General features: G+C 61.9%; 18 protein-coding genes and 3 tRNA genes. 7 read left to right on the top strand and 14 right to left on the bottom strand.

The window, feature by feature from the left end:
• Positions 1-205: 205 nt before the first annotated feature.
• On the bottom strand, positions 206-1,381 hold the full coding sequence (gene tuf, locus LB566_RS11670; protein WP_140515452.1) for an elongation factor Tu: 1,176 nt from the start codon (positions 1,379-1,381) through the stop codon (positions 206-208).
• Positions 1,382-1,674: 293 nt separating this feature from the next.
• Between tuf and LB566_RS11665 the strand changes: the two genes are divergently transcribed.
• On the top strand, positions 1,675-2,562 hold the full coding sequence (locus tag LB566_RS11665; RefSeq protein ID WP_224624528.1) for a DMT family transporter: 888 nt from the start codon (positions 1,675-1,677) through the stop codon (positions 2,560-2,562).
• Between the two features lie 128 nt (positions 2,563-2,690).
• Entirely contained in the window at positions 2,691-2,828 is a 138-nt protein-coding gene (locus LB566_RS11660; RefSeq protein ID WP_181172379.1) for a hypothetical protein, read from the top strand.
• A gap of 81 nt (positions 2,829-2,909) precedes the next feature.
• Here the strand turns inward: LB566_RS11660 and LB566_RS11655 are convergent, their stop codons facing one another.
• Positions 2,910-3,167 (bottom strand): GlsB/YeaQ/YmgE family stress response membrane protein, encoded by a 258-nt coding sequence (locus tag LB566_RS11655; protein WP_224624527.1) that lies wholly within the window; start codon positions 3,165-3,167, stop codon positions 2,910-2,912.
• A 129-nt stretch (positions 3,168-3,296) separates the two neighbouring features.
• Between LB566_RS11655 and LB566_RS11650 the strand changes: the two genes are divergently transcribed.
• Positions 3,297-3,755 (top strand): YidB family protein, encoded by a 459-nt coding sequence (locus tag LB566_RS11650; protein ID WP_224624526.1) that lies wholly within the window; start codon positions 3,297-3,299, stop codon positions 3,753-3,755.
• Between the two features lie 82 nt (positions 3,756-3,837).
• Here the strand turns inward: LB566_RS11650 and LB566_RS11645 are convergent.
• Positions 3,838-3,911, bottom strand: a tRNA-Gly gene (locus tag LB566_RS11645).
• Positions 3,912-4,001: 90 nt separating this feature from the next.
• Positions 4,002-4,086: transfer RNA gene (locus tag LB566_RS11640), tRNA-Tyr, on the bottom strand.
• 197 nt (positions 4,087-4,283) lie between these two features.
• On the opposite strand from LB566_RS11640, the gene LB566_RS11635 reads away from it, so the two are divergent.
• Positions 4,284-5,135, top strand: a complete 852-nt coding sequence (locus LB566_RS11635; RefSeq protein ID WP_140548681.1) for a TrmH family RNA methyltransferase — start codon at positions 4,284-4,286, stop codon at positions 5,133-5,135.
• 112 nt (positions 5,136-5,247) lie between these two features.
• On the opposite strand, the gene LB566_RS11630 is transcribed toward LB566_RS11635, so the two are convergent.
• From LB566_RS11630 to gcl, 3 genes are all read right to left on the bottom strand, one after another.
• Complete coding sequence (locus tag LB566_RS11630) at positions 5,248-6,204, bottom strand: 2-hydroxy-3-oxopropionate reductase (protein WP_224624525.1); 957 nt, start codon at positions 6,202-6,204, stop codon at positions 5,248-5,250.
• 161 nt (positions 6,205-6,365) lie between these two features.
• Positions 6,366-7,163: a 2-oxo-tetronate isomerase gene (otnI, locus tag LB566_RS11625; protein ID WP_224624524.1), complete on the bottom strand. Its 798-nt coding sequence runs from the start codon at positions 7,161-7,163 to the stop codon at positions 6,366-6,368.
• 10 nt (positions 7,164-7,173) lie between these two features.
• Positions 7,174-8,955: a glyoxylate carboligase gene (gene gcl / locus LB566_RS11620; RefSeq protein ID WP_224624523.1), complete on the bottom strand. Its 1,782-nt coding sequence runs from the start codon at positions 8,953-8,955 to the stop codon at positions 7,174-7,176.
• A gap of 212 nt (positions 8,956-9,167) precedes the next feature.
• Between gcl and bhcR the strand changes: the two genes are divergently transcribed.
• Entirely contained in the window at positions 9,168-9,989 is an 822-nt protein-coding gene (gene bhcR / locus LB566_RS11615) for an HTH-type transcriptional regulator BhcR (RefSeq protein ID WP_224624522.1), read from the top strand.
• On the opposite strand, the gene LB566_RS11610 is transcribed toward bhcR, so the two are convergent.
• The 4 genes from LB566_RS11610 to LB566_RS11595 all read right to left on the bottom strand — a co-directional run bounded on the left by LB566_RS11610 (position 9,990) and on the right by LB566_RS11595 (position 11,620).
• On the bottom strand, positions 9,990-10,349 hold the full coding sequence (locus LB566_RS11610; RefSeq protein WP_140548693.1) for a hypothetical protein: 360 nt from the start codon (positions 10,347-10,349) through the stop codon (positions 9,990-9,992).
• A gap of 205 nt (positions 10,350-10,554) precedes the next feature.
• Positions 10,555-10,860 (bottom strand): BA14K family protein, encoded by a 306-nt coding sequence (locus tag LB566_RS11605; RefSeq protein ID WP_224624521.1) that lies wholly within the window; start codon positions 10,858-10,860, stop codon positions 10,555-10,557.
• A gap of 220 nt (positions 10,861-11,080) precedes the next feature.
• Positions 11,081-11,290: a hypothetical protein gene (locus LB566_RS11600; RefSeq protein ID WP_224624520.1), complete on the bottom strand. Its 210-nt coding sequence runs from the start codon at positions 11,288-11,290 to the stop codon at positions 11,081-11,083.
• Between the two features lie 159 nt (positions 11,291-11,449).
• Complete coding sequence (locus LB566_RS11595) at positions 11,450-11,620, bottom strand: hypothetical protein (protein ID WP_140493589.1); 171 nt, start codon at positions 11,618-11,620, stop codon at positions 11,450-11,452.
• A 159-nt stretch (positions 11,621-11,779) separates the two neighbouring features.
• Here LB566_RS11595 and LB566_RS11590 point away from each other — a divergent pair.
• Positions 11,780-11,855, top strand: a tRNA-Thr gene (locus LB566_RS11590).
• 141 nt (positions 11,856-11,996) lie between these two features.
• Here LB566_RS11590 and LB566_RS11585 read toward each other — a convergent pair.
• From LB566_RS11585 to LB566_RS11575, 3 genes are all read right to left on the bottom strand, one after another.
• The gene (locus LB566_RS11585) at positions 11,997-12,566 is read right to left on the bottom strand and encodes a DUF2569 family protein (RefSeq protein WP_224624519.1); all 570 of its coding nucleotides are present in this window, start codon (positions 12,564-12,566) and stop codon (positions 11,997-11,999) included.
• 57 nt (positions 12,567-12,623) lie between these two features.
• Complete coding sequence (locus tag LB566_RS11580) at positions 12,624-12,974, bottom strand: hypothetical protein (protein ID WP_224624518.1); 351 nt, start codon at positions 12,972-12,974, stop codon at positions 12,624-12,626.
• 225 nt (positions 12,975-13,199) lie between these two features.
• A complete protein-coding gene (locus LB566_RS11575) occupies positions 13,200-13,814 on the bottom strand; it encodes a TetR/AcrR family transcriptional regulator (protein ID WP_224624517.1) in 615 nt (204 codons plus the stop codon).
• Positions 13,815-13,905: 91 nt separating this feature from the next.
• On the opposite strand from LB566_RS11575, the gene LB566_RS11570 reads away from it, so the two are divergent.
• Complete coding sequence (locus LB566_RS11570; protein WP_224624516.1) at positions 13,906-14,991, top strand: spermidine/putrescine ABC transporter substrate-binding protein; 1,086 nt, start codon at positions 13,906-13,908, stop codon at positions 14,989-14,991.
• The last annotated feature ends 9 nt before the right edge of the window (positions 14,992-15,000 follow it).

Below are 15,000 nucleotides of genomic sequence, written 5' to 3'. Positions count from 1 at the left end.
TTGATCTCCGCCCAGCGCCGCCTGCAGCGACGGTAGCGGAAAAATCGAGCAACACTCAACCTGCCTCGATGGCCAGTTCGATGACGCGGCTACCGTTCGACTGTGCGTCGGCCCCGGCATGCCAATGGCTGATCTTCGGTCGCCAACAAAAAAGGGCGGCCCGAGGACCGCCCTTCCTTCTCGATCCGGCTGATGCCGGTGTCGACTATTCCTTGATGGTGACGACGATGCCGGCACCGACGGTGCGGCCGCCTTCACGGATGGCGAAGCGCAGCTTCTCTTCCATGGCGATCGGCACGATCAGCTCGACGTCGACCGTGATGTTGTCGCCAGGCATCACCATCTCGGTGCCGGCCGGCAGGGACACGATGCCGGTCACGTCGGTGGTGCGGAAGTAGAACTGCGGGCGGTAGTTGGTGAAGAACGGCGTGTGACGGCCACCCTCGTCCTTGGTCAGGATGTAGGCTTCGGCCACGAACTTCTTGTGCGGCTTCACCGAACCGGGCTTGGCCAGAACCTGGCCGCGCTCGACACCTTCACGGTCGACACCGCGCAGCAGCGCGCCGATGTTGTCGCCGGCCTGGCCCTGGTCGAGCAGCTTGCGGAACATCTCAACGCCCGTGCAGGTCGTCTTGGTGGTCGGACGGATGCCGATGATCTCCAGCTCCTCGCCGACCTTGACCACGCCGCGCTCGACGCGACCGGTCACCACCGTGCCGCGGCCCGAGATCGAGAACACGTCCTCGATCGGCATCAGGAACGGCTTGTCGAGCGGACGGACAGGCGTCGGAATGTAGGCGTCGACCTGAGCCATCAGCTCGCGGATCGCGTCCTCGCCGATCTTCTTGTCCGAATCTTCCAAAGCCGCCAGCGCCGAACCCTTGACGATCGGAATGTCGTCGCCGGGGAACTCGTTCTTGGTCAGCAATTCGCGAACCTCGAGCTCGACCAGCTCAAGCAGCTCGGCATCGTCGACCTGGTCGACCTTGTTCAAGAACACCACGATCGACGGCACGCCGACCTGGCGGGCCAGAAGAATGTGCTCGCGGGTCTGCGGCATCGGGCCGTCGGCGGCCGACACGACCAGGATCGCGCCGTCCATCTGCGCGGCACCGGTGATCATGTTCTTCACATAGTCGGCGTGGCCGGGGCAGTCGACGTGGGCGTAGTGACGGTTCTCCGTCTCGTACTCAACGTGAGCCGTCGAAATCGTGATGCCGCGCGCCTTCTCTTCCGGCGCCGCGTCAATCTGGTCATAGCGCTTGTATTCGCCAAAATACTTGGTGATCGCTGCCGTCAAAGACGTCTTGCCATGATCAACGTGGCCAATCGTGCCGATGTTCACATGCGGCTTGGTGCGCTCGAATTTACCTTTTGCCATAGTCTCTTTCCTTGGACGGCCTGGACCTTCAGTTCAGTCGAATGCGGGGCGATTAGCGACAAAGGCTAAAAAACACAAGCGTCTTTTGCCCGGGCGCCGTCTCACTCGGTCCGAACTCGCGATCCGATTGCGGGGATATGGCGCTGATATAGGAACGTGTCGCGCGAAATGGAATGGGCCCATGCCCTGCGCAACGGCGCCGGCATTGCGCGCGCCGCTCGTCGATCGCTGTCGGATTGGTCGGCGCTCCATGGCCCATTGCGGCGGCGTTCCCGCTCTGATTTCCTGCACCGATGCATTTCATCCCGACAGCCGTTCGCGGCCCCCTGTTCATGATCGTCTCGACCGGGTCGTATCTCGTCAACGATACGATGATGAAGCTCGCCACGGCAGGCCTGCCGTCCTATGAAGTGCTGTTCCTGCGCGGCGCGGCGGCGGCGCTCTGGGGCTTTCCGCTGCTGTTTGCGCTCGGCTATGGCAAACAAATCCCGCTGATCTTCGACAAGCGCGTACTGCACCGCAACCTGCTCGAACTGGCCGCCATTCTTTGTTACGTCGTGGCGCTCGCCAACATGCAGATCGCCGATTCCACCGCGCTCGGACAGGTCACGCCGCTCTTGATGCTGGTCGGCTCCTCCATCCTGTTCGGCGAGCGGATCGGCGGCCAGCGCATGGCGCTGATCGGCCTTGGCTTCATCGGCGCGCTGATGGTGGCGCAACCGACCATGCAGGGCATCTCGGTCTACGCCTTGCTGGCGCTCGGCAACGCGGCATTGTCGGCCGCGCGCGATCTCACCGGCAGGCGGGTTTCGGCCGAGGTGCCGGGAATGATCGTGGCTATTTCCGCCGTCGTGGTGGTGCTGATCGGCGCCGGTGCGGCACACCTGGTTTCAGAGCGCTGGATCATGCCCGAACCGCATCATTTGCTGCTCATGGCCGGAGCCGGATTTTTCCTGATCTTCGGCCATTTCTTCATCTTCATGGCCTATCGCGTCGGGCCGACCAGCGCGGTGGCGCCGTTCTACTACTGCTTCACCGTCTGGGCGGTGATTTCGGGCCTGCTGGTGTTCGGACAATTCCCAAACGCGCTGGCGGTCTGCGGCATCCTTCTGGTTGTCGGCAGCGGATTGGCCATCGTCTCGCTGGACCAGCGCAAGCGCCGGCTGACCGTCGTCGCATAGGCCTGGCGCCCTAGCAGGCGCCCGCATATGCCCTTTCAGCTGATATTGCAGTAGCCAGATTGATCGTCTAATCGGCGAATCATCGTCTGATCGACGAAGACATGATGATCAGCCAAGGGAGATTCCCCATGACCGATTTTGACCAGAACAAGCACTCCGACGCCGAGCACAAGGCGGCCATCCGCAAGTCGCTTGTCGGCTGGGCGGTGTTCATCGCGGGAACGCTGATTTTTTTCGCCGCGGCCGACGCAATCCTGATGCCATAGGCAAGCCTGCCGCGCATGCCGGCCGGCGGCCGGTGTTGCCTCGGCGGAATTCGAAGTATCAGACAGTTTCGGCGCTGGCGCTTAAATCGTGCGCTTGCCGGCGAACTGGTGGTAGGCCCACAACACGACCACGGCGCCCACCACGGCGACGATCAGGCTGTAGATGTTGAGGCCGGTGACGCCCGACGCGCCGAATGCGCTGAAGATCAGGCCGCCGACAATGGCGCCGACAATGCCGAGCACGATATCCATGATCATGCCCTGGCCGCTCTTGTTGACGATCTTGCTGCCAAGAAAGCCGGCAACGACGCCCAGAATAATCCAGCTGATGATTGACATTTTTCCTCTCCAATCCCCTGCCGCGTCCATCATTTTCATATGATTGTCAAAAGCTCAAGCCAGCTTGAAATTCCGCCCGTTTGCGTCATTGTGAGGATGGGACGGGCTTGGCTGACAAGGAGATCCACGATGGGACTGTTTGACAATGCCGTTCCAAGCGGCAACATCACCAAACCCCTGATGATCGCGCTCGGCGCGTTGCTGGTCGGAAAGATGCTGAGCGGCAGGAGCGCCGAACAGCCGGAGCAAGCCCAAGCTCCCGTACCGGCCGAGCCCAATGAAACCACGGCAGGCGATGGCGGCCTTCTTGGCGGGCTGGGCGGCCTGCTCGACAAATTGAAGAATTCCGGCCACGGCAACGTCGCCGATTCCTGGGTCGGCACCGGCCAGAACCAGCCGATCAACCCCAATGACCTGGGAAATGCGATCGGACCGCAGGTCATCCGGGAAATCGCGCAACGGACCGGGCTCGACGAGCAGGAGCTGCTCAAGCAACTGTCCGCAGCCCTGCCGGGCATCGTCGACAAGCTGACGCCGAACGGCCAGGTGCCGCAGCAACACCAGGTCGCATCGGCCTTCAACAGCTGAAACGAGTGGACAGCCATCCTCTGGAGCGCTGCGCGACCTGGCCGCGCAGTGTTTCAGCTTACCGATGGCGCGGTTGGAAATCTGGAGCGGGTAGCGGGAATCGAACCCGCATATTCAGCTTGGAAGGCTGCTGCTCTACCACTGAGCTATACCCGCGCCTTGCACTGAAGTATCGGATTTCCTGGAAAAGCGCCATGCGCTTTCCGCCTCCGATGCTTTCACGTTTCAGGGCTTCCGGGCCGGCAGTGGTGGAGAGGGTTGGATTCGAACCAACGTAGGCTAAGCCAACGGATTTACAGTCCGTCCCCTTTAACCACTCGGGCACCTCTCCAGTCTGCCGCCGGAGCCATGCAACGAGGCATTCTTGCCGATCCGGACCCGAGTATCACTTCTCCGAAATCAGCGAAGCGCCTTATGGCGGCAAGGCCAGTGGGTGTCAACCGCGCGGGAAGGGTTTTTCGATGTTGTTCGCCGGCTGCGGCGACGGACCATATCCCTGGCCGCCGGAGACCGCTATAGAAGCCGGCCATGAGCAACAAGACCGGCACCCCGAAAGACACCCACTACGCCAAGCTGCGCCGTGCGCACCGCGACGAGAAGAGCGGCGGCGCGCCGCCGTTCCGGCCGCGCCAGCCCGTGCCGCCAGGAGAGAACGCAGCCGACGGCCTGGTGCGGCTCTATGGCCTGCATACGGTGCGGGCGGCACTCGACAATCCGCGCCGCAAGGTCAAAAAAATGCTGGTGACGCGCAATGCCGCCGAGAGGCTGGGACTGGCCGACCTCGCGGCCCTGCCCTTCAAGGCGGAGCTGGCCGAACCCAGGGACATCGACAAGATCACGGGTTCGGATGCCGTGCACCAAGGCGTGCTGATCGAGGCCGAGCCGCTGAAGCCCAAGCGCCTCGACGCGCTCGGCGATACAAGACTGGTGCTGGTGCTCGACCAGATCACCGATCCGCACAATGTCGGCGCCATCCTGCGCTCGGCGGTCGCCTTCGATGCCGGCGCGCTGATCACCACGGCGCGCCACAGCCCGCAGGAATCAGGCGTGCTGGCGAAATCAGCCTCGGGCGCGCTCGAACATATCGACCAGATCGAGGTGAAGAACCTGGCCGACGCGCTCGGGCAACTGCATGAGGCCGGCTTCCAGACAATCGGTCTCGATTCGGGCGGCCCGGCCGAACTCGAAACGAGCTTTGCCGGCGACAAGCTTGCGCTGGTGCTGGGTGCGGAAGGCAAGGGCCTGCGCCAGAAGACGCGCGAGACGGTGACGACACTGGCCCGCCTCGACATGCCCGGCGCCATCCGCTCTCTCAACGTGTCGAACGCGGCGGCGGTAAGCCTTTATGCGGCACGGAAATTTTTAGCGAGTAGCGAGTAGCGAGTAGCGAGTAGCGAGCAGCGAGCAGCGAGCAGCGAGCAGCGAGCAGCGAGCAGCGAACTCCAATCCCGGCTATCCGCGGCTGCAACCCCTATTCGCTATTCCCTACTCGCTATTCGCCTCTGCCTACCTCATGCCCGGCCATCCGCTCCAGCGCCCTGACCAGGGCCGAGTGATCCTCCCTGGCGTCGCCATTGGCGGTGCAGGAATTGAACAGTTTCTGGGTGGTCGACGTGTTGGGCAGGGAGACGCCGAGCGCCCTTGCGCCTTCCAGGGCGAGGTTGAGATCCTTCTGGTGCAGTTCGATGCGGAAGCCCGGCGCGAAGGTGCGCCTGACCATGCGCTCGCCATGCACTTCGAGAATGCGCGAGGCGGCCAGCCCGCCCATCAGCGCCTGCCTGACCTTGGCCGGGTCGGCGCCGGCTTTTGAAGCAAAAACAAGCGCTTCGGCCACGGCTTCAATGGTCAGCGCGACGACGATCTGGTTGGCGACCTTGGTGGTCTGGCCGACGCCGTTCGGTCCGACCAGTGTGATGTTCTTGCCCATCTTCTCGAAAACGGGCCTGGCGCGCTCGAAGGCCCTCTCCTCGCCGCCGACCATGATGGTGAGCGATGCGGCCTTGGCTCCCACCTCGCCGCCCGAGACCGGCGCGTCGAGATAATCGCAGCCCATCTCGTTGATTTTTCCGGCGAAGGTCTTTGTCTCGATCGGCGAGATCGAGCTCATGTCGATGACCAGTTTGCCTTCGGAAAGACCTGATGCGACGCCGTTCCCGCCAAACAGCACCTCGGCCACCTGCGGTGTGTCGGGCACCATGGTGATGATGATATCGGCGGCCTTGGCCACGGCAGCGTGGTCAGAGACAGTTTTCAGTCCCTTGGCCACGAGATCGGCCGGCGGCTTGGAGCGGTGGTCGCTGGCGATGACCGTGTAGCCGGCATCCAGCAAATGTCCCGCCATCGGCGCGCCCATGATGCCAAGGCCGATGAAGCCGATGGTTTCCATTTGTATCTCCGTCTTTATTGTTAAGCCGCGCTCTACGGCGCCCCCCTCTGGCCTGCCGGCCATCTCCCCCACAGGTGGGGAGATGGCAGCTTCAGCGCCTCGCCCCCCTCTACAACGTTGGAGATTGGCGAAGGCCCGCGATGACGTCTGATCTCCCCCCTTGTGGGGGAGATGGCCGGCAGGCCAGAGGGGGCGCCGTAGAGCGCGGGTTCAAATTCCTACTGCTAAGCCGCCGCGCTCCCTTGCCCAGCCGACTCTTTGAACCAGCCCAATCCCGCTTCGGTCCCCGCCTTCGGCTTGTATTCCGCCCCGACCCAGCCGGAATAACCGATGCGGTCTATGTGCTCGTAAAGGAAGGGATAGTTGATCTCGCCCGTCCCCGGCTCGTGACGGCCGGGATTGTCCGCAAGCTGGATATGCGCGATGCGGCCGAGGTTTGCCTCGATGGTACGGGCGAGATCCCCCTCCATGATCTGCATGTGGTAGATGTCGTATTGCAGGAACAGGTTCTTCGAGCCGACACGGTCGATCAGCGCCAGCGCCTGGTCGGAATAGTTGAGGAAGAAGCCCTCGATATCGCGCGTGTTGATCGGCTCGATCAGCAATTTGATACCGGCCTGCTCCAGTTTCTCCGCAGCGAAGGCGAGGTTCTCGGCAAACACATCCTCGAGCACCTTACGGTCGACACCGGCGGGCGCGATGCCTGCCAGGCAATTGACCTGTGAGCAGCCGAGCGCCTGCGCGTAGGCGATCGCCTTGGCGATGCCCTGGCGGAATTCAGGCACGCGGTCCGGCAAAACGGCGATACCGCGCTCGCCCTTCCCCCAATCGCCCGCAGGCAGGTTGAACAGCACCTGTGTCAGGCCGTTCTTCTTCAGCCGCGCGGCCACCACCTCGGGGGCATGGTCGTAGGGGCCTATATATTCGACGCCTTTGAAGCCCGCGCGGGCAGCTGCATCAAAACGGTCGAGGAAGTCATGCTCGCCAAAGAGCATCGAAAGATTGGCTGAAAAACGCGGCATTCTCTTTCTCCTAGTCCAGCATCACGATCGCCGTCGGGGCATCCTCTTGATGTTCGGCAAGGTCTTCGAATTCAGTGATCTTGTCGATCTCGGTGCCCATCGAGATGTTGGTGACGCGTTCGAGGATGAATTCGAGCACCACCGGAACCTGATGCTCCTTCATCAGCCGCTGCGCCTCCTTGAAGGCACCGGCGAATTCTTCCGGTTTGCGCACCCTGACCGCCTTGCAACCCATCGCCTCGGCAACAGCGACGTGGTCGACGCCGTAGCCGGCCTCTGGGTCGTCTGACCGGTTGATGTTCTCGAAGGCGAGGCTGACCTCGTAATCCATCGAGAAGCCGCGTTGCGCCTGGCGGATCAGGCCGAGATAGGCGTTGTTCACGACGACGTGGATGTAGGGCAGCCTGTGCTGCGCGCCGACCGCCAGCTCCTCGATCATGAACTGGAAGTCATAGTCGCCCGACAGCGCCACGATGGTGCGGTCGGGATCGGCGGCGCGCACGCCAAGGGCTGCCGGCAGGGTCCAGCCGAGCGGGCCGGCCTGGCCGCAATTGATCCAGTTGCGCGGCTTGTAGACATGCAGGAACTGCGCGCCGGCGATCTGCGACAGGCCGATCGTGGTGACATAGGTGACGTCGCGCCCGAACGCCTTGTTCATCTCCTCATAGACGCGCTGCGGCTTGAGCGGCACCTGGTCGAAATGCGTCTTGCGCTTCATCGTCTTCTTGCGGCCCTGGCATTCCCTCGCCCAGCCCGACCAGTCGCGCAGTCTTCCGGCCGTTTTCCATTCGGTGGCGACGTCGAGCAGCATCTTCAGCGCGGCGCCCGCATCCGAGACGACGCCGAGATCGGGTGCGAACACACGGCCGATCTGCGTCGGCTCAATATCGACATGGATGAACTTTTTTCCCTTGGTGTAGACATCGACGGAACCGGTGTGGCGGTTTGCCCAGCGATTGCCAATGCCGAACACGAAGTCGGCCTCTAGCATCGTCGCGTTGCCGTAGCGGTGCGATGTCTGCAGCCCGCACATGCCGGCCATCAGTCGGTGGTCGTCGGGGATCGCGCCCCAACCCATCAGCGTCGGGATGACGGGCACGCCGGTAATCTCGGCGAATTCTATCAGAAGGTCCGACGCATCGGCGTTGATGATGCCGCCGCCGGCGACGATCAGCGGCTTCTCGGCGGCGTTGAGCATCGCAAGCGCCTTCTCGGCCTGGGCGCGCGTCATCGCCGGCTTGAACGGCGCCAGCGGCTCATAGGCGTCGATGTCGAACTCGATCTCGGCCAATTGGACGTCGACCGGCAGGTCGATCAGGACCGGTCCCGGGCGCGAAGACCTCATCAGGTGGAATGCCTTCTGAAGTGCCATCGGCACGAGATAGGGCTCCATGACCGTGACCGCCCATTTGGCGACGGGCGAAGCGATGGCGGCGATGTCGACGGCCTGGAAATCCTCCTTGTTCAGCCGCGCCCGCGGCGCCTGGCCGGTGATGCAGAGGATCGGGATGGAATCGGCTGATGCCGAATAGAGCCCGGTGATCATGTCGGTGCCGGCCGGGCCAGACGTGCCGATGCAGAGCCCGATATTGCCCGCCTTGGCCCTGGTAAAACCCTCGGCCATGTGCGAGGCGCCCTCGACATGGCGGGCCAGCACATGGCGGATGGTGCCCCTCGCCTTCAGGGCCGAGTAGAATGGATTGATCGCCGCGCCCGGGACGCCGAAGGCGCAGGCGATGCCTTCCTTTTCGAGAACGAGAACCGCCGCATCGACAGCGCGCATCCTGGCCATTTTCCGGCCCTCCACAGGGTTGTCATTGTTGGATGGCCGAGAATGTCAGCAAGCCGGCTATTTTTCAATTTTTTCAGAATATTTTTTCATTTCTAAGAAGCTGCCGTTGTATGTTGATTTCATTCCTCTTTTTGTTTTCCAAAAAGTGGCAGTGCAGAATGCGTGAAAAACTTTTTCATTGTCCGTTCGGAAAAATCGGGCATGATGGCGCCATGGATACCGCTGAAAAACGCCAGCGCGGTCGGCCGCGCGCCTTCAACGGCCCGTCGGAATCGGCTTCGGTTCAGTCGTTGGACCGGGCCTTGCGCATCCTGGCCATCGTTGCCGAAGGCAGCGGCCTGTCGCTGAGCGAGATTTCAGCGCAAAGCGGTCTGGCCGCCTCCACCGCCTACCGCATGCTGACGACGCTCGAAAACCACGGCATGGTCGAGTTCGACAGCTCGGACCAGCTTTGGTCGATCGGCGTCGAGACCTACCGGATGGGAGCGGCGTTCCTGCGCCGCCGCAAGCTGGTCGACCGCGCCCGCATCGTCATGCAGGAACTGATGGAGAAAACCGGCGAGACCGCCAATCTCGGCGTCGCCGAGGACGATTGCGTGGTCTTCGTCAGCCAGGTCGAGACGCACCAGGCGATCCGCGCCTTCTTCCGGCCGGGCACGCGCAGCCCCTTTCATGCTTCAGGCATCGGCAAGGCGGTGCTGGCGCATCTGGAACCGGAGCGCGTCGGAACCATCCTGCGCAAGGCCGGCCTGCAGCGCTTTACCGACAGGACGCTGTCCGACATCCCCGCCCTCGCGCGCGATCTCGCGACGATCAAGCTGCGCGGCTGGTCGGTCGACGACGAGGAACGGCATCCAGGCATGCGCTGCGTGGCATCAGCCATCTTCAACGAATTCGGCGAGCCGATCGGCGGTGTCTCCGTATCAGGCCCCACGGTCCGGGTGACGCCTGAGCGGCTTGCCGAGATCGGGCCGATGGTGCGCAATGCCGCGGCCGAGGTCACCAGGATGATCGGTGGCGTGCAAACCGGATGATCAACCTGCCCCGGGCAGCGCGCTCCTCGCCGCAATATCGAAAAAATCGAGCAGGATCGCCATGCCGACGCCGCAGGCCGTGAAGATGAGGCCGGCGATGAAGATGCGGTTGGCGCGCTCGAAAACGCGCCGCTGCAGGCACTTTGTGTCGAGCAGAAGCCACAGTGCCCGCATCTGCAAGGCGATGCCGGCCAGGATCGGTAGCACGGCGGTCAGGTGATAGGTCTGCCACGGGATCGGGTTGGCGGCCCAATGCGTGATGAAACCCAGCGAAAACGCCAGCAGGATGCCGACGGTCGTGACCGTGCCGTTGCGGAAAATCGTTTCGACCTGTTCCTCTTTCGGGTCCTGCTCGTCCAAGGGTCACCCTCCCCCATCATCGCCAAAGCAGATTAGGCCTTCGGGAAATGCCTGTACATTGCCGATCGCGTCGACAAAGGCCGATGACCGTGGGTTCAGGCATCTCCTTGAAAGTCGGCCAATCCAACAGGTGCCCCACCGTCCAAGCAACAGAAAAGGGGCTCGCCTGAGCCCCTCTTCCGGTGCTGAACGATGCTCCTCCTCTTCAGAGCCGGCAGTAGTGACGATAGCCGTCGTAACCAACATAGGTGTCAGAGTCCGGATCGTAGCTCGAATAGCGATCGAAGCAGCGGCGGACGTGCCACGAACCGCCGTCCTCATCGACGTAGACGGCGCGGGGCTGGGCAAGCAGGCTGCCGAGAACAAAACCGCCGACGCCGGCGGCGATGCCAATGCCGAGGCCATGGTGGTGGTGATGCGAATGAGCCGCCGAGGGCTGAACGGTGCCGACCAGAGCGGTGGCGGCGACGGTGGTTGCGATGAGGCTGGAAACGAGTGCGCGCTTGAACATGATGATCTCCTTGCTTCGTTTGGAGAGGCGACCCATCCGCCTCTTGATCATCTGTCGTTCGGCACAAGAAAAAGGTTCGAATCTTTTTTGAACGTGAACCGAGGAGGTCGTGCTGACGGCGGCCTGCAAGGGCCTGGCGAGGACATTGATGACCGTCCCACTTCGCCCAACGCAAAAAGGGCGGCCGAAGCCGCCCTTTCGGGAGAATTGGGTCCCTCCATCAAAGGAAAATGATCACCTTGCCGTGCTTGTGGTGATGATGGTTGTGGTGCTTCCACCAGAACTTCTTGAAGTGCTTCTTGTGATGGTGGTGGTGGTGATGATGATGGCCGTGCATGCCGTGGGCCGACGATGTGCCGACGGTGCCGGCGAGCGCCCCGGTGGCGACGAAGATGGCAACGAGGCCTGAAACGAGAGTGCGCTTGAACATGATGATCTCCTGGATCTTTTGATCGAGGCGACCCATTCGCCTCTGACCATCAGTCGGCGCGGCGCGGGAAAAGGTTCGAAAGGGGGAGGAGATTTTTTCGGAGGTGGGGGAGTAGTGAGTAGTGAGTAGTGAACCGTACGACCGACATCGGTTCACTACTCACCACCCCATGCCCGTGACATGGCGCAGCCAGAAGGCGAGCGCGATGAAGCCGATGATGGTGGTGACGCCGGTCCAGTCGATATTGGCGTTCTTGACGCTTCTGATAAGCTTCACCAGCAGCATCCAGGCTATGACGACGATCGGCAGGATGATGACGAATCTGATCATGCGACAGCCTCGCCCAAGCGATTGCACCTGCCGTAGGATATAGGAAGCGAATTGGCCATTTTCAGGATGCCGTATCTGTCCCCCGGCAGCGTTCATGAGCGCCTCAAAACCGACATTTGTCTTTACTGGCGCCGCAAATATGGCTAACCGGTGCCGCATGCCCTTGTAGCTCAGCTGGTAGAGCAGCGGTTTTGTAAACCGAAGGTCGCGGGTTCGATTCCTGCCGGGGGCACCACCCTTCGCTCTTCGAGCTTCGGGTGGCAGGCCACCCAGAGCCCGTAAGAATACCAGATCTCGCAAAAGGAAGAAGTGTCCTCCGAAGCCTTCGGCGAAAGAGGACTGCTCATGCGAAGAGGCGAAACCCATCGGATTCTCGCTAGGCGGCCGTCGCAACCTGGCCGGCTGCCACTTCCCCGCCGAACGTGTTCTTTACCCTGACGGACTTGTAGACGTAGGCGACCCAGGCCCCGGTGAGGATGAACGACAGAACGGGTGTCATCAGCGCATCTCCAGCGAGGATCTGGCTCACCGGGACGCCTAGAGTTGATGAGATCAAGATCGTGTCCAGGACGAACACAACCGGTATCGCAATCCACTGGAACAGAAACAATTGTTGAAAGCGTCGGCTTCGCCGCAGCATCGAAATGAGCACAACCAGTTGAAGCGCCAGAAATGCCAGATTGAGGGCAAACTCGCTATACACCGCAAGCGGCCCATTTGGCAGGGGCATGAGTTGCTGGTAACCCTCGACCGAATTGGCCAACTCGGCAAGCGTGCGCAGCGGCGACAACACCTGACCGATCACCAGTAGCATAAGCCAGCCACCGAATCCTACAAGAGCCGCTGGGCCCTGTGACGGCTTTACGGCTGAGCGAACCGCAAAGAAAACAGGCACGCCGATCATCAGCAGCACGATCACCCAATGCCAGATTGAAAACGTCCCCATTGACCATCTTCCCCCTTTTGTCTGCCCTTATAGGTTGTATCAGATTTTAAGCTCAACTCAAGAGGTGAACTCGCGTACAATGAGGTCGATGCCAAAGCGGCGATTTTCTCCTGCCTGTTCCTGGCTCTTAAGCCGATAACCTGGAACCAAACCCGGCCGGAGGCGGTTAACGATCGAAGGGACCGCAAATTCTGTAGCGGAACGATGATCGAACTCTTGGACATGGAACTGGCCCAGGCCAGGCAGCGGATTGGCCGAGCGGAACTCGCCCTCAAACGCGCGGAAGAAATGTTGGACGGAGACTGTGGCGTCGGCATCAATCTTGCGCTTTGCAGCAGGATAAGGTCCGCGCAGCGGCGCGTCACCGAAGCGCGGGAGCGCCTGACGAAGATCGATCCGGCCGATCACTGATTTTTACCTGCGCCACTGCGGCCGCGCGTCTGCTTTCCCTTCGGTCGATGCTTCGAACGGATCGCTGGTTAGGGCCGGCGGCTACGCTGTCAATCGCCGCAACGTCAAGCCGCCAGGTCATCCCGCGCACGGGAGTCCTGCGGTGTAGACGGATGCCGCCGTTGGCACTCATCGTCAGTCACGCTGGCGGAAGCTGGCTTCATGCCGCGGTCGCTTCCATCCTCACACCCCGATCGCCGCCACCAGGATGCGGTTCTGCCGTCGGATCGCCGCGCGCAGCTCCGGTATCCTTGCCTCTTCGCGCTTCACGAACTCGATGAACATCATGTTCATGTTGTTGAAGACCAGCTCACCCACGGCCTGCCCGTCGATGTCGCGCCGCACCAGGCCGATCTCCAGCAACCTTGCGATCAGGGCGCGGATCTGCTCGGTCAAGGCGCGATCGAGTGCCGTATAGGCCTGGCCGAACGGGCTGTCGGGCAGTTGCGTCGAGATCGCCATCGCCTGACGCCACATTTCCTTGCTGAGATAGTTCAGCGAGTGCTCGATATAGATGCCGATCAGCGTGTCCAGCGCATCGCCGACATTGGCCGGTGGGCTGTCCACCACGCCTTGCCCGGCATTCAGCACCTCGTTGACTTCCATGGAGACGATGGCGCCGAGGATGTCGCCCTTATTCTGGTAGTAATTGTAAATCGTCCCGATCGACACTTCGGCCTGGGCGGCGATCGCCTCGATCTTCGCGCCTTCATAACCGGCCTCGCGGAAAAGCTCGGCCGCCGCCTCAATGATGCGGCGGTGCCGGTCGGCCTTTTGCCTTGCCCTCAATCCACTCATGCCGGCTGTCTGCCACAAAAACAGAATTGACTCAATTTTAGAATTGGTTCAATTTTTTGCAAGAAGCCACAAAGGCAAGGGAGAACACTCGATGTCCGCACGGTCCAACAATCCGCTTTCAACCCTGAAGAGGCATCTGCGCGCCGCTTGTGGCGCCACGGCACTGATGCTCTCAGCAGCCGGCGCCAGCCAAGCCGCCGATCTCAACGCCCTGATCTGGTGCGATCACGCCGATCCGGCGCTGCTGCAGCCCTTCGAAGAGGCCAACAACATCAAGGTCAACGTCAAGGAATTCGAGGGCACCGGCGCGGGGCTCGCCATCGTCGAGCAGTCGCAACCCGGCGATTGGGACGTGATGGTGGTCGACAGCATCGATGTGCCGCGCGGCGTGGAAAAGGGCCTGTTCGAGCCGCTGCCGGAGGACAAGCTGCCGTTGGGCGACCTCTTCCCGCAGGTGAAGATGGACAGCTCCACCGTGGTCGCCGGCAAGCGCTACGGCATCACCGAAAAGTTCGGCTACAACACGATCGGCTTCAACAAGACCAAGGTCGACCCGGCCGACATGGAATCCTTGGCGTCGCTGACAAGCGACAAGTACAAGGGCAAGGTCGCCATCTACGATTATTACCTGCCGGTCATCGGCATGGCAGCACTCGCCATCGGCAAGAAGACGGCTGAACTCACGGAGGCCGACCTTCCCGCCCTCAAGGCCGAGCTGCTCAAGATGAAGGCCAACGCCAAGCTGGTTGGCGAGGTGACCGCCAGCCAGACGGCGCTCGCCACCGGCGAGGTCGACATACTGGTCGGCGGTGGTGAATGGGTGACGGCGGGCCTGGCCAAGGAGAACCCGGCGCTGGACTTCTCGATACCCAAGGAGGGAGCGGTGCTGTGGTCGCAGTCGCTGGCCATGTTCAAGGATTCCAAGAACAAGGACATGGCGTTGAAATTCATCCAATACATCATGAGCCCGGAGGGTCAGGCCCGGCTTGCCACCTCGTCCTGCTACTGGGGCATGCCGGCGAATAGCAAGGCGGCGCTCACCGACGACCAGAAGAAGATCCTGCGCTTCGACGAGCAGCCCGAATTCCTTGCCCGCGCCCAGGCCTATCCGGCGCCGAATGCCGACCTCGACAAGAAGATGCAGGACATGTGGACCGAGATGCTGCAGGCGCAGTAGACGGGCGTC

It is taken from the genome of Mesorhizobium sp. CA13, from assembly GCF_020165235.1.
Taxonomy (GTDB): domain Bacteria; phylum Pseudomonadota; class Alphaproteobacteria; order Rhizobiales; family Rhizobiaceae; genus Mesorhizobium.
Note: the sequence above shows the minus strand (reverse complement) of the source record. Positions and strands in the feature narration are given on the sequence as shown.